General features: G+C 52.7%; 15 protein-coding genes. All 15 read left to right on the plus strand.

The window, feature by feature from the left end; translation table 11 throughout:
• The first annotated feature begins 48 nt into the window (after positions 1–48).
• The 15 genes from PUT07_RS23290 to PUT07_RS23360 all read left to right on the plus strand — a co-directional run bounded on the left by PUT07_RS23290 (position 49) and on the right by PUT07_RS23360 (position 18,516).
• Positions 49–1,131 carry a DUF4349 domain-containing protein gene (locus tag PUT07_RS23290; protein ID WP_274470982.1) on the plus strand — a complete coding sequence of 361 codons (1,083 nt, stop codon included), beginning with the start codon at positions 49–51 and terminating at the stop codon, positions 1,129–1,131.
• A gap of 125 nt (positions 1,132–1,256) precedes the next feature.
• A complete protein-coding gene (gene mraZ / locus PUT07_RS23295) occupies positions 1,257–1,694 on the plus strand; it encodes a division/cell wall cluster transcriptional repressor MraZ (protein ID WP_274470983.1) in 438 nt (145 codons plus the stop codon).
• Positions 1,695–1,718: 24 nt separating this feature from the next.
• A complete protein-coding gene (rsmH, locus tag PUT07_RS23300) occupies positions 1,719–2,669 on the plus strand; it encodes a 16S rRNA (cytosine(1402)-N(4))-methyltransferase RsmH (RefSeq protein WP_274470984.1) in 951 nt (316 codons plus the stop codon).
• A 20-nt stretch (positions 2,670–2,689) separates the two neighbouring features.
• A complete protein-coding gene (ftsL, locus tag PUT07_RS23305) occupies positions 2,690–3,121 on the plus strand; it encodes a cell division protein FtsL (RefSeq protein WP_274470985.1) in 432 nt (143 codons plus the stop codon).
• A 16-nt stretch (positions 3,122–3,137) separates the two neighbouring features.
• A complete protein-coding gene (locus PUT07_RS23310; protein ID WP_274470986.1) occupies positions 3,138–5,426 on the plus strand; it encodes a penicillin-binding transpeptidase domain-containing protein in 2,289 nt (762 codons plus the stop codon).
• A 130-nt stretch (positions 5,427–5,556) separates the two neighbouring features.
• Positions 5,557–7,485 (plus strand): stage V sporulation protein D, encoded by a 1,929-nt coding sequence (locus PUT07_RS23315; RefSeq protein ID WP_274470987.1) that lies wholly within the window; start codon positions 5,557–5,559, stop codon positions 7,483–7,485.
• 100 nt (positions 7,486–7,585) lie between these two features.
• Positions 7,586–9,076 (plus strand): UDP-N-acetylmuramoyl-L-alanyl-D-glutamate--2,6-diaminopimelate ligase, encoded by a 1,491-nt coding sequence (locus tag PUT07_RS23320; RefSeq protein ID WP_274470988.1) that lies wholly within the window; start codon positions 7,586–7,588, stop codon positions 9,074–9,076.
• Positions 9,073–10,461: a UDP-N-acetylmuramoyl-tripeptide--D-alanyl-D-alanine ligase gene (locus PUT07_RS23325; protein WP_274470990.1), complete on the plus strand. Its 1,389-nt coding sequence runs from the start codon at positions 9,073–9,075 to the stop codon at positions 10,459–10,461. The genes PUT07_RS23320 and PUT07_RS23325 overlap by 4 nt, the downstream gene beginning before the upstream one ends.
• Positions 10,462–10,557: 96 nt before the next feature.
• Positions 10,558–11,493: a phospho-N-acetylmuramoyl-pentapeptide-transferase gene (gene mraY, locus PUT07_RS23330; RefSeq protein WP_274471653.1), complete on the plus strand. Its 936-nt coding sequence runs from the start codon at positions 10,558–10,560 to the stop codon at positions 11,491–11,493.
• Positions 11,494–11,496: 3 nt separating this feature from the next.
• Complete coding sequence (gene murD, locus PUT07_RS23335; protein ID WP_274470992.1) at positions 11,497–12,891, plus strand: UDP-N-acetylmuramoyl-L-alanine--D-glutamate ligase; 1,395 nt, start codon at positions 11,497–11,499, stop codon at positions 12,889–12,891.
• A gap of 48 nt (positions 12,892–12,939) precedes the next feature.
• On the plus strand, positions 12,940–14,037 hold the full coding sequence (spoVE, locus tag PUT07_RS23340; RefSeq protein WP_274470993.1) for a stage V sporulation protein E: 1,098 nt from the start codon (positions 12,940–12,942) through the stop codon (positions 14,035–14,037).
• A gap of 7 nt (positions 14,038–14,044) precedes the next feature.
• Entirely contained in the window at positions 14,045–15,115 is a 1,071-nt protein-coding gene (locus PUT07_RS23345; RefSeq protein WP_274470994.1) for an undecaprenyldiphospho-muramoylpentapeptide beta-N-acetylglucosaminyltransferase, read from the plus strand.
• A gap of 205 nt (positions 15,116–15,320) precedes the next feature.
• The gene (gene murB, locus PUT07_RS23350; protein WP_274470995.1) at positions 15,321–16,226 is read left to right on the plus strand and encodes a UDP-N-acetylmuramate dehydrogenase; all 906 of its coding nucleotides are present in this window, start codon (positions 15,321–15,323) and stop codon (positions 16,224–16,226) included.
• A 15-nt stretch (positions 16,227–16,241) separates the two neighbouring features.
• Positions 16,242–17,510, plus strand: coding sequence for a UDP-N-acetylglucosamine 1-carboxyvinyltransferase (gene murA / locus PUT07_RS23355; RefSeq protein WP_274470997.1), 1,269 nt, complete (start codon positions 16,242–16,244; stop codon positions 17,508–17,510).
• A gap of 136 nt (positions 17,511–17,646) precedes the next feature.
• Positions 17,647–18,516, plus strand: coding sequence for a cell division protein FtsQ/DivIB (locus PUT07_RS23360; RefSeq protein WP_274470998.1), 870 nt, complete (start codon positions 17,647–17,649; stop codon positions 18,514–18,516).
• The last annotated feature ends 246 nt before the right edge of the window (positions 18,517–18,762 follow it).

Below are 18,762 nucleotides of genomic sequence, written 5' to 3' on the forward strand. Positions count from 1 at the left end.
GTTTATAGGGTGTAAAACCTAAAATTTGGTAGCGAAGGGGTTGGCAAAATGGGGGTCAACACGTTAAGAAGAAAGGCAAGTCTGCTGCTTGCCATGTGCATGCTGGCAGGAAGCCTGCTGGCCGGATGCAGCTCATCCAAGGAGGATTCCGTACCGGGGGCAGCTGCCAGCTCGTCGAAAGCTGATTCGCTTCACGTCGAGGGGCAAACGGCAGCAGTCGCGCCGGCGGTCAAACAGCAGTCGACGAAGAGCTCCGACGCCAAAGAAGCGCCCGCTGCAGAAGCCGGGGCGGCGCCGTCCGAAGGGAAGGACGCTTCGATGACGATCATACCGGCGGCGACAGGCAGCGACGAAGCGGCCGGATTCAACCGCAAGTTGATCTACCGTGCGAATCTGGTCATGCCTGTCGATGACTACGCCAAGGCGCAGACTGGACTGCGCGATCTGGTCGCGCTTAGCGGCGCATATATTTTGCAGTTCTCGGAGAACGCCAATACAGGCGAGAAGGGCGGCACGTTCACGATCAAGGTGGCTGCCAGCGGCTTCGTTTCGTTACTGGACGGGTTGGAGAAAATCAGCCCCGCTCTTCAGCGCAGCGTGCAGGGGCAGGATGTGACGGAGGAGTACGTCGATCTCAGCTCCCGGTTGAAAGCGAAGCAGCTCGTTGAGGAACGTCTGCTCAGCTTCATGGAGAAGGCAACGAAAACCGACGATTTGCTGGCGTTTTCCAATGAATTGGCGAAGGTGCAGGAAGCGATCGAACAGATTAAAGGGCGCATGCGATATTTGGATCAAAATGTGGCTTATTCCACCATTGAAATTCGGATGTATCAGCTAACGGATAAGAAGCCGCTTTTGTCCGATCCGAGCAAGCTAACTTTAGGAGAACGGATCCTGAAGTCATGGAATTCTAGCCTTAACGTACTAGTCGCAGTCCTGCAGGCTGTCCTTGTTTTTGCGGCTGCCGCCTTCCCGGTACTCGTTATTTTACTGCTCATCGGGGTTCCGATTTGGGTATACAGGCGCAAAAGAAACAAACAGCTTCAAGCGGTGCGAAATGAACTGAAAGAACAAAATGCATCTTTGAACTCACTTGAAGAAGAGAAGCAAGGAACGAAAGACGCAGAATAGACCTAAAAAATGAAAAAATTTTCACAAATCCTGCTCATGAAGCAGGATTTGTTGCGTTTTTGGCGAATAACACTAAAAAAGTGGTGAAAAGTGGTACGAAGTGGAGGGAAAGGGGGCGCCATGCTATGTTCATGGGGGAATATCAACATAGCATAGACGAAAAAGGCCGCATGATTATCCCGGCCAAGTTTCGTGAAGCCCTGGGCGAATCCTTCGTTATCACACGCGGTCTGGATCAGTGCTTATTCGTATATCCCCGATCCGAATGGGCGATACTCGAGCAGAAGCTGAAAGCACTGCCGCTGATGAAATCGGATGCGCGCGCATTTACCCGCTTTTTCTTTTCCGGTGCTACAGAGTGTGACCTTGACAAACAAGGGAGAGCCAACATTCCGGGCAATCTCATCGAGCATGCCAAGCTTGAGAAAGATTGCGTCGTAATCGGTGTATCGAACCGGGTGGAGATTTGGAGCAAGCAAATTTGGGAAAGCTATGCAAATGAATCGGAACAATCATTTAATGAAATAGCGGAAAAGCTTGTCGACTTTAACTTTGATCTATAGTTGCCATAATTAGGAGGACATCAAGTGTTTCATCATGTGACGGTATTGAAAGAAGAATCTGTTGAAGGATTGCATATAAAGCCGGATGGCGTATACGTGGATTGCACGATGGGAGGAGCGGGGCATAGTTCCTTGATCGCTTCCCAATTAGGTCCGGAAGGGCTATTGATTTGTCTGGATCAGGATGACGTAGCTTTAGCGAATGCGCAATCGGTATTGGGACCTTACTTGGATCGTGTAAAGATTGTGAAGAGCAATTTCAGAGATTTGGAGCACGTGCTGCAAGGCGTGCCGAGAGCGCTGCGCGACGGGAAACCGCAGGTTGACGGCATTTTGTTCGACCTGGGCGTATCCTCCCCGCAGTTGGACGATGGAGAACGCGGCTTCTCCTATCATCAGGACGCGGAGCTCGATATGAGGATGGATCGTACCACGGAACTAACGGCCAAAACGATCGTCAACGAATGGCCGCAGGATCAAATCGCGCGAATTTTGTTCGAATATGGCGAAGAGAAGTTTTCCCGCCGCATTGCGGGGGTCATTGTCGAGGCTCGGGCTAAGGCACCGATCGAAACGACCGGCGAGCTGGTGGAATTGATTAAGGAAGGGATTCCGGCGGCAGCCAGACGTACAGGCGGGCATCCTGCCAAGCGAAGCTTTCAAGCTTTGCGCATTGCCGTGAACGACGAATTGGGCGCCTTCGAAGAAGCGTTGGAGCAATCCGTCCGCTGTTTGGCGCCTGGAGGCAGAGTTGCTGTCATCACCTTCCATTCCTTGGAAGATCGCATCTGCAAACAGTTTTTCGTTAAAAATGTGGAAAAATGTACATGTCCGCCGGGTTTTCCAATGTGTGTATGTAAGAAATCCGGAGATCTTAAATTAGTCACTCGTAAACCGATCATCCCAAGCGAGCATGAGCTAGAGGTGAATCAGCGGGCTAGATCCGCCAAGCTGCGCATTGCCGAAAAGCTTTGATACAAAAGGAGGAAATTGATATGCCATCTTATATCCAAGGGAATTTGGCGCTTGACCAGAAACGGAAAGTTCCGGCTGCGAAGGTTAAGATTAAAGAGACAACGAAGGTTGTTTACCGCAACAAGTCGCTGCCCCCTCAAGAGAAAATGCTATATCTGTTTACGGTGCTCCTCTGTGTCATCGTGGCAGGTGTCATTATTTGGCGATACGCGGCGATTTATCAAATGAATGCCAGCATTCTGAAAATGCAAGTCGAAATTCGCGACATTCAAGCTCAAAACAGTGCGCTGAAGCAAGAGGTCGAGAAATTGCAGAGCCCGGAGAGAATAAAGGGAGAGGCTATTCGCCTCGGCTTTAATTTGGACGACGTGAAGAAATCGGATACCCAAGCCAAAGCCTCCAAATCGACCGCCGCCAGCAAAAATACGAAAGTAGCTTCATCTAAACCGTAACGGGCAGGTATATGATATGACAAAAAAAATTAAGCTGCGTTCCTTACTTATCGGAGGGTTCTTCACCCTTCTTTTTGTTGTCCTCATAGTGAAAGTCTATTGGATTCAGGTTGTTGACGCATCGTGGTTGCTAGAGAAGGCCGAGCAGAAATGGGAGACCGACCGGATTATTGCGCCGGTGCGCGGAACGATCATGGACCGGAATGACAAGGTGTTAGCCGTGGAAGGCACGGCTTATACGGTCACGCTGAACCCCAAAATGATAGACGGGCTGCAGGTGGCAGACGATATTTCGCGAGGTTTGGCAGATATATTGAAAGAATCCGATGCGACCAAACCGGCGCTTGAAACGAAAATACGAGAGTTGGCGACAAGAAAGAAGCCGGATGGCAGCGATTATGCCGTCAATGTCGAGATCCGCAATGAAGGGTGGAAAATTGATAAAGAGAAGGCTGACCAAGTTCGCGATTTCATTGCCACGATGCAGACGAGATTGAATAAATCGTCCAAAACGAACATCGGCATAGGCATTATCGAAGAGAAGAAGCGCTACTATCCTGGCGAGACTTTGGCCGCGCATATTCTGGGCTATACGAACAAAGAAGGCAAGGCGTCGCTCGGCATGGAGCTGAAGCTGGACGATACGCTGAAAGGCGTGCCCGGTATGCTTAGCTATGAAAAGGACGGCAAAGGGGTGGAATTGCCCGATGCCAAGGTAGATTTCAAGCCTGCGGAAGACGGGAAAAATGTTCGTCTAACGATCGACAAGAACATTCAATTTTATTTGGAAAGCGCGCTGGCCAAGGTTACGGAGAAATGGCATCCGAAGAGCTTAACCGCGATTGCGGTCGATCCGCAAACGATGGAAATATTGGGGATGGCGAATACGCCGACCTTCAACCCGAACTCATACTGGAACATTAATGACCAAGCCGATTTCAAAAATGCCGCTGTAGCTTCGCGGTATGAGCCGGGGTCGACATTCAAGCTGGTTACCCTAGCCGGTGCCGTAGAAGAGGGGGTCTTTAACCCTACCGAAATGTATCAATCCGGGAAAATCAAGGTAGCGGACCGCGAGCTCCATGACCACAACTATGTGGGCTGGGGGAAAATCTCTTATTTGGAAGGACTAAAGCGTTCCAGTAACGTGGCCTTCGTTAAACTCGGTTTGGAGAAATTGACAGAACCTAAGTTCCGCGATTATATTACGAGATTCGGTTTCGAGGAGAAGACGAATATCGATATGCCGAACGAGGTGTCCGGGCTCATCGATATGCGGTATAAACCCGAGGTCGCTACGGCGACGTACGGCCAGGGGAAAGTCGTGGTCACGGCAATTCAGCAGACAGCCGCCTATGCGGCAATGGCGAACGGCGGGAAGCTGATGTGGCCGCATATCGTGAAGGACATCGTTGATCCGAAAACCGGTAAAACGATTGAGTCTTTTGCGCCTAAGGTCGTCAGACAAGTCGTCAGCGAGAAAACGGCGAAGCAAGTTAGCGAATATTTGGAGCAGGTCGTATCGGATCAAGACGTTGGTACGGGTAAGCTGGCTTTCATGGAAGGTTATAGGGTAGCGGGGAAAACGGGAACGGCGAATATCGTCCGCCCGGGCGAGAAAACGTACTCGACGGATTCCTGGGTCATTTCCTTCATCGGTTATGCGCCTGTCGAGAATCCGAAGATTCTTGTCACCCTGATCGCGGATCAGCCGGAACTCGGAGGCAATTACCATCTGGGCGGCCAGGTGCTGGCGCCGGCCTTCAAAGAAATCGTCGGCGAATCTCTGCAATATATGGGCGTAAAATCTAGCAAGCAGGCGCAAATGGTCACGAAGGCAGCCAATAAGCTGACGGTGCCGAACTTCATGGCGATGACGGCAGAAAGCACTAAAGCTATGGCGAAAGAGAGCGGACTGACTCTGGAAGTGTTTGGTAAAGGTGAGAAAGTCGTCGATCAATTCCCTAAGCCGGGTACTGAAATCGTCTCGACGCAACGAATATATGTTGCGATGCAAAACGTAAGTGAAATGCCGCTTCCTAATCTGGTCGGCAGATCCTTGCGAGATGCCGTAGAGGCTTGCTCCTTTTTCAAAGTGAATTGCCAAACGACCGGTGAAGGATACGTATCGGAGCAAGCGTCGTTGGGTGAAGGAGAAGCGCGAAGCGTAACGCTGCAGTTGAACCCGCTCAATGAGAAAACGGCAGCTGCGGGTGCCGCGAGCGGAGCGACGCCGCCACCGACGAACAACAGCAAAAATGAAAAAAGCGATGCACAGAAACAAGTAGCCAAAAAGTCGCCTTAAAGCTTGCCGTAGAGCCGGAATAGAGCGCCATAGCGCAGGCAACTGTGAGAGCTTGTTCTAACCCCTGTTTGTCCCGAATAGTCATGTTAGGAATGAGACTGACTTATTCGGGAAGGGAGAATGAACGTTCATGCGAGTTTCTAACGTTACCGTCCGCCGCAGATTGTTCACTGCGCTCATCATTGGCACGATCATCTTCACAGCGCTTATTGTTCGACTCGCCTATGTTCAGCTTTGGATAGGACAAGAGTTGGCGAATAAAGCGGAGGACAGCTGGCGCAGACAGATTGAATTTGCGCCGAAAAGAGGAGAAATTCAAGATCGCAACGGCATTACGCTGACCTACAGTATGAGTACGCCAACGATTGTCGCCATCCCCGTGCAGATTGAAGATCCGCAAAGCACGGCAGCCAAATTGGCGGAAGTGCTTCAGGGGAATGCAGACGACATTTACAAGCAAATCACGAAGAGAACGTCGCAAGTCGACATTAAGCCGTCGGGACGTAAAATTACGATTGAAAAGGCGCAGGAAGTCCGCAATCTTCACCTTCCCGGTGTCGTTGTTGCTGAAGACAATAAAAGATATTACCCTTTCGGCAGCTTGGCGGCTCACATTCTTGGCTTCGCCGGAATCGACAAGGGTCTGACAGGTATCGAGGCCAAGTACGACTCCCAGTTGACGGGGATTCCCGGCCATATCTCGTACATGACCGATGCGGCAGGCAGAACGCTCAAGGGGACGACCGACAAATATACAAGCCCCAAAGACGGGCTTAACGTCAAGCTGACGATCGACAGCCACTTGCAGTCGGTCATGGAAAGGGAATTGGATCAGGCGATGGTCCAATACCAAGCGCAGAACGTTGTGGCCATCATGATGGATCCGAACAACGGTGAAATATTGGCGATGGGCAGCAGACCGACCTATGAGCCCGGCAATTACAAAAATTATCCGTCCGAGACTTACAACCGGAATCTGCCGATCTGGAAAACGTACGAGCCAGGTTCGACATTCAAAATTATTACGCTCGCCGCAGCGCTTGAGGAGAAGAAAGTCGATCTCAAGAACGAGCCGTTCTACGATCCCGGCTTCATCGAAGTCGGAGGAGCCAGATTGCGCTGTTGGAAGCGTGGCGGGCACGGCAGCGAGACGATGCTGCAAGTCGTTCAGAACTCCTGCAACCCCGGCTTCGTCGTGATGGGTCAGCGGCTTGGCAAAGAGAAGCTGTTCGATTATATTTCCAAATTCGGCTTCGGCAAGAAGACCGGCATCGATATGGCCGGCGAAGAGAACGGCATCATGTTCAAGCCTTCGCAGGTCGGACCGGTCGAGCTGGCGACAACGGCGTTCGGCCAAGGCGTTTCCGTGACGCCGATTCAGCAGATTACGGCGGTTTCCGCAGCGATCAATGGCGGCAAGCTGTTCAAGCCATTCTTGGCCAAATCGTTCACGAACCCGGATACGGGAGAGGTCGTAAATAGCGTGGAGCCTGAGCTGGTGCGCAATGTCATCTCCGAAGACACTTCCAAACAAGTGCGCGAAGCGCTCGAGAGCGTCGTAGCCTTGGGCACGGGGCGCAACGCGTTTATCGACGGTTACCGGGTCGGCGGGAAGACGGGGACCGCCCAGAAGGTTGTGAACGGCCGTTACTCGCCGGATGAGCATATCGTTTCGTTCATCGGCTTCGCACCGGCGGATAATCCGAAGGTGATCATTTATGCGGCTGTCGATGACCCGAAAGGCATTCAATTCGGTGGTCTGATCGCTGCTCCGCTCGTTAAGAATATGATGGCTGACGCACTTCGCTATATGAAGGTGGAGCCGGACAAAAATCAGCTCAATAAAGAATACCGGTACGGCGAAACGCCGGTTGTCGAAGTTCCGGACTTGGTTGGAGCGTCGGTTGATGATATATTAGAAGATCTGAACATGAATTTTAAACTGGCCAAATCGGGGAACGGCAAATATGTAATCAGTCAGGCGCCCAAAGCGGGAACGCGGGTCGATCAAGGCTCTACGATTCGCATCTTTCTATCCGACAATGCGCCGCCGCAATAAGCCTCGCCAAAAAGATTTTGGCAAGTAAGACATGTTTTGCTTTTCCATATGCATAAAATTGTCCATAATAGTTAGGAAAAACGTTAAGGAGAGGTTGCTCATGAAACTGCAGGAGCTTGCTTCGGTACTCCTCATTACCTATATACACGGCAATGCGGACACGGAAATTACGGGGATTGAAGCAGACTCTCGTAAAATAAAACCGGGGAATCTGTTCCTTTGCATCCCCGGACTGACCGTTGACGGTCATGATTATGCCCCAAAAGCGATTGCGCTTGGGGCTTCTGCTCTTGTTACGGAAAGGGTGCTCGATCTGCCCGTGCCGCAGCTTGTCGTGAAAGACGCCAGATATGCGATGGCAGCCTTGGCGGCGCATTTCTACGGCTACCCCAGCCAACAAATGAAAATGATCGGCGTGACGGGAACGAACGGCAAAACGACGACGACCTATTTATTAGATAAAATCATTTCGGACCAGGGCTTCAAGACGGGTTTGATGGGAAATATTCATATTAAAATCGGCGAGCAGTATGAAGAAAATAAAGCGACCAATACGCAGGAATCTTTGGAGCTGCAGCGGATCCTGCGGAAAATGGCGGACGCTCAGGTCGATTATTGCGTCATGGAAACATCTTCCCACGGATTGGAAATGGGCCGGGTCAAGGGGATTCATTTCCGCTCGGGCATATTTACCAATTTGACGCAGGATCATCTGGACTATCATCAAACGATGGAAAACTATGCGGCAGCCAAAGGTCTCTTGTTCTCGCGGCTTGGGAACGAATTCTCCGGCGATCCGCAAGAGCGTCAATACGCCGTTCTGAACGCGGACGACGCCGCATCGGAGCTGTTCGGCCGATTGACGGCGGCGCAGGTTATTACATATGGCATTGAACAGCCTTGCGACGTACGGGCCACGAACATTCGCATTACGGCCAAAGGGACGTCGTTCCAGCTTGTCTCCTTTGCGGGGAATGCCGAGTTCCAGATGAAGCTTGTCGGGAAATTCAATGTCTATAACGCTCTGGGAGCGATCTCGGCTGCGCTGGCGGAAGGGTTCCCGCTGGAGGCAATCAAGCGTTCCTTGGAGAGCATTGCCGTCGTGGACGGACGCATGGAGGTGGTCGACGAAGGCCAGGATTACTTGGTCTTGGTGGATTACGCCCATACGCCGGACGGGTTGGAGAACGCGCTGTCCACCGTGCGCGAATTCGCCGAAGGACGGGTTGTGACGGTGTTCGGCTGCGGCGGCGATCGCGACAAGACGAAGCGTCCGTTGATGGGCAAGGTGACGGCGTCCTATAGCGACTATTTATATGTGACATCGGACAATCCGCGAACCGAGGACCCGGAAGCTATTCTTCGGGACATCGTTCCCGGCTTGCAAGAGGCGAATTACCCGGATAACCGGTACGAATTAATTGCCGATCGCAAAAAAGCGATACAAAAGGCTATTGAAGGGGCAGGCCCCAAGGATGTAATATTGATAGCGGGAAAAGGCCACGAAACGTATCAGGATATCATGGGAGTCAAGCATGATTTCGACGATCGTTTGGTGGCCAAGGCTGCGATAAAGGGGAGAACACGATGATTCGGCGCACATTACAGCAGATCGCAGACATGTTGGGGAGTGAATGTTCAGGCATAACAGACGGAGGTGCAGTGAGTATCGCCGGCATTTCTACGGATACCCGGACGATACCTGCAGGCAGTCTGTTCGTCCCGCTGATCGGGGAGAAATTTGACGGGCATACCTACGCGGAAGAAGCTTACCATAAAGGGGCGGCGGCCGTGCTCTGGCAGGAAAACCGTGGCGATGCGCCGGCCGGCGTGCCGCACATTCTGGTCAAAGACAGCCTCACGGCTTTGCAGCAATTGGCGAAGGCCTATCGCCAGGAGCTGCCCGTACGCATTATCGGGATTACGGGCAGTAACGGGAAAACGACGACGAAAGATTTGGTTGCCGCCGTTCTGGGTAGTACGTATAAGGTGCACAAGACGAAAGGCAACCTCAATAATCATATCGGCCTGCCGCTGACGCTGCTGCAGCTGGAAGAGACGACGGAATTCGCCGTTGTCGAAATGGGCATGAGCGGACGCGGCGAGATCGAGCTGCTCAGCAAATTGGCCGAGCCGGATGCCGCCATCATCACGATGATCGGCGAGTCGCATATGCTCCAGCTCGGATCGCGCGAGGAAATCGCCCGAGCGAAGGTGGAGATCGTCAGCGGCATGCCGAGCGGCAGTCTGCTCGTGTACAACGGTGACGAGCCGCTTATCGAGCAGGCGCTGAGCGAAATCAGCCTGCCGGAAGGACTGCGCAGGCTCCGCTTCGGTCAAGGACAGGAGCTCGCGAAGTTTCCAATCAGCATCCGGATGGATGCGGACGGCGCGCACTTCCATATCAATACTCCGGGCTATCCGGAATTGTACATTCCCTTGCTCGGCACGCATAACGTCATCAATGCGTTAGCGGCCATCGCGATCGGCGAAGCCTTCGGCGTTCAGCCGGAAGCCCTTGCAGCGGGGCTTCGCTCGCTGCAAATGACCAGCATGCGCATCGAGAAGCTAACGGCAGCCTCCGGGCTGACCGTGCTCAACGATGCGTACAACGCCAGCCCGGCATCGATGCGGGCTGCGATCCTGTTGACCGAGCAGCTGGGCGGCTTCGGTCGGAAGTTCCTCGTGCTCGGCGACATGCTGGAGCTTGGCGAGCACGAAGAGCGGTTCCATCGCGAGATCGGCGCGATGCTGTCCCCGGAACGTGCGGACTACGTCTTCACGTTCGGCCGGTTGGGCCGCTTCATTGCCGAGGAAGCGGCGGGGCGGTTTCCGAAGGAGCGCGTACGCGCCTTCGACGACAAAGAGCAGCTTGCAGGCGAGCTCGCTGCTGTGGCGCAGCCGGACGATCTCGTGCTCGTGAAGGGCTCGCGGGGCATGCGGCTGGAGCAAGTAGTGAACGCCTTGCTGGCCTAACCGCCGGCTCATTATCAATTATGAATCAGTAGATCGTTTTCGCATGGCGTTAACGAGCAGGGGGAACCAAACGTGGAGAACGCAATTTTATTAACGATGGGCGTTGCATTCGTGCTCGCCTTGATTATGGGGCCGCTGTTTATTCCGATTTTGCGGCGGATGAAATTTGGCCAGCAAATTCGCGAGGACGGCCCGCAAGCGCATTTGAAAAAGCAAGGGACACCGACAATGGGCGGCGTCATTATTTTATTGGCGCTCGCGCTGGCGACGCTTCGTTTTGCCGATAAAAATACGGATTTGCTCATCTTGCTGATCGCGTCGCTTGGGTATGGTCTCGTCGGCTTTCTGGACGATTACATCAAAATCATTTTCAAACGCTCGCTAGGCCTTACGGCGAAGCAGAAGCTGTTCGGGCAGCTGCTCATCTCGGCGATCGTGTGCTATCTCCTGGTCATGCAAGGGCATAGCACGGACTTATATATTCCGTTTGTAGAGTTTCATTTCAATCCGGGCTGGCTGTATTTCCCGCTGATGGCGATTCTCATGCTGGGCGCATCCAACGCGGTGAACTTCACCGACGGGCTTGACGGCTTGCTGGCCGGGACAAGTGCAATCGCATTCGGCGCATATACGGTAATCGCAATGAATAATACGCAGCCGGAGGCCGCGATTTTCTCGGCGGCCATGGTTGGCGCTGTGCTTGGCTTTCTTGTGTTCAATGCGCATCCGGCCAAAGTATTCATGGGAGACACCGGGTCGCTCGGTATCGGCGGCGGGCTTGTCGCCGTGGCGATTTTGACGAAAGCGGAGCTTCTGCTGGCGATCGTTGGCGGCGTGTTCCTCGTCGAAATTTTGTCCGTTGTCATCCAGGTCGTTTCTTTCAAGACTAGAGGCAAGCGGGTGTTCAAAATGAGTCCGATCCATCACCATTTCGAGCTGGTCGGATGGTCGGAGTGGCGTGTCGTAATTACATTCTGGGTCGCAGGTCTCGTACTTGCCGCGCTCGGACTATATATGAATGAGGTGTTGTAGAACATGAGGCATCCGCGGGAATATCGTGGACTTGAAGTGGTTGTTCTGGGCTTGGCTCGCAGCGGCGTCGCTGCGGCTAAGCTTTTTCATCAAAAAGGAGCCCTTGTCACTGTCAATGACAAAAAAGAGCGGAGCGCATGCCCTGAGGCCGACGAACTGGAGGCCCTGGGTATTTCTGTTGTCTGCGGGCATCATCCGGAGTCCCTGGTGCACGAAGGGGTTTCGCTTGTCGTGAAGAATCCGGGCATTCCTTACACGGTTGAGCCGGTCCGCAAAGCATTGGAGCTCGGTGTCGAGGTTGTGACCGAGGTCGAAGTGGCTTATCAGTTCTGTGAAGCGCCGATTATCGGCATTACCGGATCGAACGGCAAAACGACGACGACGACGCTGATCGGATTAATGCTGGATGCAGCAGGCTTGTCTCCGGTGGTCGCCGGCAACATCGGACGTGCGCTGACCGAAGCGGCTCCCGAAGTGACGAAGGAGAATTGGATGGTTGTGGAGCTGAGCTCCTTCCAGCTCAAAGGAACGACTTCGTTCCGTCCGAGAATTGGAATGCTGCTGAATGTGTATGAAACTCATCTGGACTATCACGGTTCGATGGATGACTATATTGCCTCCAAAGCGAAGATTTTCGCCAATCAAACGGCGGAAGATACGGCCGTGCTGAATTGGGATCATCCGGTTTGCCGGGCGCTGATGCCGTCGCTGCAAGCGAAGCTGTTCCCGTTCTCGATGAAGGAAGCGCTGGATTACGGGGTTTATTTCGAGCAGGGCTCGGAGAACCTCGTTTATGCGAATGGGCAGGGCGAGGTCGTGACCATTATGCCGGCCAACGAAATGGGGATTCCGGGCAGTTTCAACCTGGAGAATGCTTTGGCAGCGGCTGCAGCCGCCCTGACAGTAGGCGTACAGCCTCAGACGATCGCCGAGGCGCTAAGAAGCTTCCATGGCGTAGAACACCGTCTGGAGCTCGTGAGAGAGCTGGATGGCGTGACCTTCTACAATAACTCCAAAGCCACGAACGCTGCGGCAACTATCAAGTCGATTGAAGTGTTCGAAGGGAAGCTCGTTCTGATTGCCGGCGGCCTTGACCGCGGTTCCGATTATATGGAGCTGCTTCCGACGTTCCGCGACCGGGTTAAAGGTGTCGTAACGCTGGGGCAGTCGAAGGAGAAAATTAATCATATTGCCGAGCTGGCAGGGATTAGCCGCATTCAAACCGTCGATACTGCTAAGGATGCAGCGGATGCGGTGGCTCAAGCCGTGCAGCTTGCCTGGCAGATGAGCGAACCCGGGGATATCGTCCTGCTTTCACCTGCTTGCGCAAGTTGGGATATGTTCCCCTCCTATGAGGAGAGGGGACGCATGTTTAAGGAGTCCGTGCATAACCTTTAAATAGGGCTTATCCACATTTGGCCCAGAACACATAAAGAGGTGTCTGTTATGGGTAAAGCACGGTCCGCTCCTGATATCTGGATAATTATTCCCACCTTGCTGCTTTTGACGATTGGCATTATTATGGTGTACAGCGCGAGCAGCGTACTCGCGTTTCGCGAGTTCGGCGATTCGCTCTACTACTTGAAGCGGCAGTTGATATTCGCCGTTCTCGGCGTTGTCGCCATGTTTTTTACGATGAATGTGGATTATCTCGTTTTGAAAAAATTCGCCAGAATTACGCTGATTGTGTGCTTCATCATGCTGGTCATCGTGCTGATTCCCGGCATCGGCGTCGTTCGCGGCGGCGCGCGCAGCTGGTTAGGGATCGGCGCCTTCGGCATTCAGCCGTCGGAGTTCATGAAGATGGGTATGATTCTTTATTTGGCCAAACTGCTCTCCGAGCAGCAGTCCAAAATCACCCATTTTACGAAAGGGCTTTTGCCGCCTCTTGGCATTATGGGGCTGGCTTTCGGGCTTATTATGCTGCAGCCTGACCTGGGGACCGGCGCTGTGCTCGTCGGCGCATCGCTGCTCATCATCTATACGTCGGGCGCAAGATTGCTTCATCTCTCTTATCTAGGTATGATAGGAGTTGCCGGTTTCGTAGGGTTGGTCATCGCCGCACCTTACAGGCTTAAGCGGATCACCGCTTTCCTGGATCCTTGGCAGGATCCGCTGGGTGCAGGTTATCAATCTATTCAATCGCTTTATGCGATAGGACCGGGCGGTTTGGTAGGTTTGGGGTTGGGCATGAGCCGGCAGAAATACAGTTACTTGCCGGAGCCTCAGACGGATTTTATTTTTTCCATCATTGCCGAAGAACTTGGCTTCATAGGCGGTACGCTGGTGCTGCTTCTGTTTACGATTCTAGTTTGGCGCGGTATGCGGGCGGCGATCACGGCCCCGGATACGTTCGCGAGTTTGATTGCTGTCGGCATCATCGGCATGATTGCCGTGCAGGTTATTATTAATATCGGCGTTGTCATCGGGATGTTCCCGGTTACCGGCATCACGCTGCCGTTCATAAGCGCAGGGGGTTCATCGCTCACACTCATGCTGACCTCGGTCGGCATCCTGCTTAATATATCCCGTTATTCGAGGTGACAGGGGAATGAAAACGATTGTCTTCACCGGAGGAGGCTCCGCAGGACATGTGACACCCAACATCGCCCTCATGCAGAGGCTGAAGGAGCTGGGTTGGGAAATTAAATACATAGGTTCAGCTACAGGCATCGAGAAAGACATCATCGGACATGAAGGGGTTCCGTTCTACGGGATTTCGTCCGGGAAGCTGCGTCGGTATTTTGATCTGAAAAATTTCAAGGACCCTTTCAAAGTCATGAAAGGCGTGTATGAATCTTATAGATTGCTCCGCCGTTTGAAGCCCGCCATCGTCTTTTCGAAAGGCGGGTTCGTTTCCGTCCCGGTCGTTGTGGGCAGCCGCCTCAATAAAGTGCCGGTGATCATTCACGAATCCGATATGACGCCAGGCTTGGCTAACAAAATATCGATACCGCTGGCGACGAAGGTATGTGTGACGTTTCCGGAATCGCTGCAGCATGTCTCGAAAGATAAGGCGGTACTGACCGGCTTGCCGATCCGCGCGCATATCCGCAGCGGCAAAGCGTCTGCCGGCTACCAGCTGTGCGATTTCCACAAGCAGAAGCCGGTAATTTTAATTATGGGAGGCAGCTTAGGCTCCCAAGCGATTAACCAGGCGGTGAGAGCGAATCTTCCCCGCCTGCTGGAGCAGTTCCAGATCGTGCATTTGTGCGGCAAAGGCAATATTTCGGCGGAGCATGCCGGGCTGCGCGGTTATAAGCAATTCGAGTACTTAAATGAAGAGCTGCCGGATGTGCTGGCGATGACCGAGCTGGTTATTTCACGCGCCGGCGCAACGTCGATTTATGAGTTTCTAGGTTTGGAGAAACCGATGCTGCTCATTCCGCTTTCCTTGCAAGCGAGCCGTGGCGATCAGATCCTGAATGCGAAGTCCTTTCAGAAAGCCGGATACGCCGATGTTCTGCAGGAAGAGGAATTAACACCTGAGACACTGCTGGCGCGCGTAGAGTCGCTATACGCCGACAGAGCGTCCTATAAGGCCGCCATGCAGGCGCGCAACGACAGCGATGCCGTGGCAGCCATCGTGAAACTGATTGAATCCCATAGCTTATCAAGTTAGATTTTCGAAAGCGAATGGGCGATTGTCACACTCTATCCGATTTTACATAAACTATACTATAACCGTGACAGACACCTAAGGCTTGATACGGCACCGCTGAAAGAAGACCGGCCAACTTCAAACAGGGTCCGTATTTATGAAATTATGGAACTTCAAACCGATGGCTCAATAATTTCGCCCTACGTTCTGTGAAGGAGGTTTTCCCATGCAGCAGTTAATATCCGACTTACAGGCAGCAAATATTGGCGAGATTCGAACGAATGAACGACTGGCCCCTTACACGACTTGGAAAATCGGAGGTCCGGCCGATTGTCTTATCCTCCCTCATTCGAAAGAGCAGGTTGCAGCATGCATTCGCTTCCTGCATCAGCGCGGAGTGCCGTGGACGATTATCGGCCGAGGATCCAATCTGCTCGTCAGTGACAAAGGCATTCGTGGAGTCGTCATTAAGCTAGGCTCGGCGCTGGAGACTTTGCGCTTCGAAGGCGCGACCGTATATGCCGGCGGTTCCTATTCGTTCATCAAATTGTCCGTCTTAGCGGCCAAAGAAGGTTTAACCGGACTGGAGTTTGCTTCTGGCATTCCCGGTTCTGTGGGAGGCGCCGTTTACATGAACGCAGGGGCTCACGGGTCCGATGTGTCACGCATACTCAAGCAGGCTGAAGTCATCCTGGACACAGGGGAATTGGTCACCATGCAGGTGGAGGATTTGCAGTATGCTTATCGGCATTCCATTTTGCATACATTACCCGGCATTGTAACGGAAGCTGTCTTTGAACTGCAGGTCGGAGAACGCAAAGAAATTGCGGGCGCCATGGCGGCGTACCGGGATCGGCGTCTCCGCACGCAGCCGCTGCAATTAGCTTGTGCCGGCAGTGTATTCCGCAACCCCGCAGGGGGATTCGCAGCAAAGCTCATCGAAGATGCCGGCCTGAAAGGCAAACGTGTCGGTGGAGCGGAAATTTCTACGCTGCACGCCAATTTCATTGTCAATACCGGAGATGCTAAAGCCGAGGACGTTCTCACTCTCATAACCGAAGTACAGCAGATCGTACAATCGAAGTACGGCATATCGCTCGTACCTGAAGTGCTGGTGATGGGTGAGAGGTAAATCGGAGGTGGAACTTTGGAGAAGCTCGTTATCGAAGGTGGAAGACCTCTCACGGGAGCCATCCAGATACACGGCGCGAAAAACGCCGCATTACCAATCTTAGCAGCATGCATCCTAGCTAGCGGCACTCATACTCTGCACAACGTTCCGAACTTGCTGGATATCGACACGATGATGCGTATTTTGCGCGCACTGGGCTGTCGTGCCGAACAGCAGGAGGATACGGTATCCGTTACAACATCCACAGCACATTCCTCACATATTCCGGAAGAATTGATGGGTCAGATGCGATCTTCCATCTTTCTGATGGGTCCGCTGCTCGCCAGATTCGGCAGTGTCACGGTGTATCAGCCCGGCGGCTGCGCGATCGGCGAACGTAAAATCGATTTGCACCTGAAGGGCTTGCAAGCGCTCGGTGCCAGCATCGAAGAATTCGCGAACAAAATTGTTTGCACGGCCGACTCCTTGCATGGGGCAGAAATCGTCCTCGATTTCCCCAGTGTCGGAGCTACGGAAAATATTATGATGGCCGCTGTTAGGGCGGAAGGCATCACAACGATTTATAATGCGGCAAGGGAGCCGGAAATACAGGATTTGCAAAATTTCCTGAATGCAATGGGCGCCGACATTATCGGAGCCGGGACGGACACCATCACGATTCGCGGTGTAACGTCACTAACGCCTTGCGAATACCGGATCATCCCGGACCGCATCGTTGCCGGTACCTTCTTGGTTGCCGCAGCCGCAACCAAAGGGAACATCACCCTGGAGAAGGTCAATCCCGCTCATTTGACATCGGTAATTCATGTCCTTAAGCGCGCAGGTGTTCAAATCGTCACTGACGATGATATAATACATGTAAGCTGTCCGACGAGGCCGAAAGCCGTTGAACGCATCGTCACCTCACCGCATCCTTCGTTTCCTACGGATCTGCAATCGCAAGTTATGGTGCTGCTCTCTCTAGCAGACGGCATGAGCGTAATGAAAGAAACGATATTCGAAGGTAGATTCAAACACGTAGATGAACTGTCCCGCATGGGTGCAGATATCCGTGTGGATATGAGTTCAGCCTTTATCCGCGGCGTTCCTAGGCTGTATGGAGCGACTGTGGAGGCTACCGACTTGCGTGCTGGCGCGGCACTCGTTATCGCCGGTCTGGCTGCGCATGGCACGACGATTGTTGAGCAAATTCACCATATTGATAGAGGCTATGATAGAATAGAACAAATGCTTTCCAGGTTGGGAGCCTCCGTGCATCGCCAATCACCGGTCCCGAGTGAATAAGAGGAACATTTGAATGATTTCCGCGCATCCCTTCCTGGCAGCAGGCGGGGATTCACGGTTTTCATCGATGTTCGGAAACAGGGCCATAGATATGTAGATATGATCCTCCATACGAAACTATTAGGTGGTGCCCATCTTGTCAGAAGACCGCAATGTGCCCGCTCTGCCGCCTGTACCCAAGCCACGAGCGCGTACCAATCGGAAACTGCTCATTTTTTTGTTCATTTTTTTCATCATCATTTTGTTCATTCTCTTCTTTCAATCGTCGCTGAGCCGAATTAGTGCGATCGAGGTTGAAGGAAATGAGCTTATGGCTGCCGAAACTATTGGACAAGCCAGTCAGATCGCGGTCGGAGACCGTTTCTTCGCCGTCTCGTCGGGAACGATCGAATCGCGGATCACTTCCCTGCCGATGATCAAAACGGCATCCGTGAAGAAGCACTTTCCCGGCGTCATCCATATAACCGTGGAGGAGTTTCCGAAGGTCGCGTTTCAATTGGGCGCAAACGGCACGAAGCAAGCCGTGCTCGCAGACGGGGCAATCGTCGAACTGCCTGCAGGCAGCAGCGTTCCGCTGGATATGCCGATCCTGACCGGGTGGACGGACGGGGACCCGAACAAGGCCGCGCTTTGTAAAGTGCTAAGCGAAATTCCGGAAAGCGCACTCTCGGATATTTCCGAGATCAAGCCGGATCCTTCCGAGCCGTATCCTGACAAAATCAAACTGTACACAAGATCCCAGTTTGAGGTGTATACAACCATTGCCTATTTGCCCGAGAAAATTGACAATCTCCCGGCATATATAGCAAGCTTACATGAAGACCATATTACCAGCGGAGTGATCACCATGCTGGAAGTTGAATACCATGCTCCATTCGAACCGAATGAACAGCCCCGGAGCGATTCGGGCAGTACGTCCGGTGCTAAATCCGGAAGCGGTCAGCCAAGCCCTACCCCCGATGCTAACAAAGATTCTGGCAAATCCGCCACGAAGCCGTCGCAGTAGCCGGCACAAAGCCGAAGCCGAAATTGACCGCTCAAGGGCCATAAGAGGAAACACCGCGTCATGACTCGCAAAAAAACGCTTTAATGGGCTACTCAAGCATGAAAATTAATGTTAAAATTAGTTTTATGGTTAAATAGAAACCTATTAACCTGGCAATTTGGAGAATGATTTACTAGACGCGTTTTACCCCAATTCTATCGAAAATGGAATGTTGAAAAAAACGACTTGATGTCCAGCAAAAAAAAT

The organism is Paenibacillus sp. MAHUQ-63 (assembly GCF_028765165.1).
In the GTDB taxonomy this organism is placed as follows: Bacteria; Bacillota; Bacilli; order Paenibacillales; family NBRC-103111; genus Paenibacillus_E.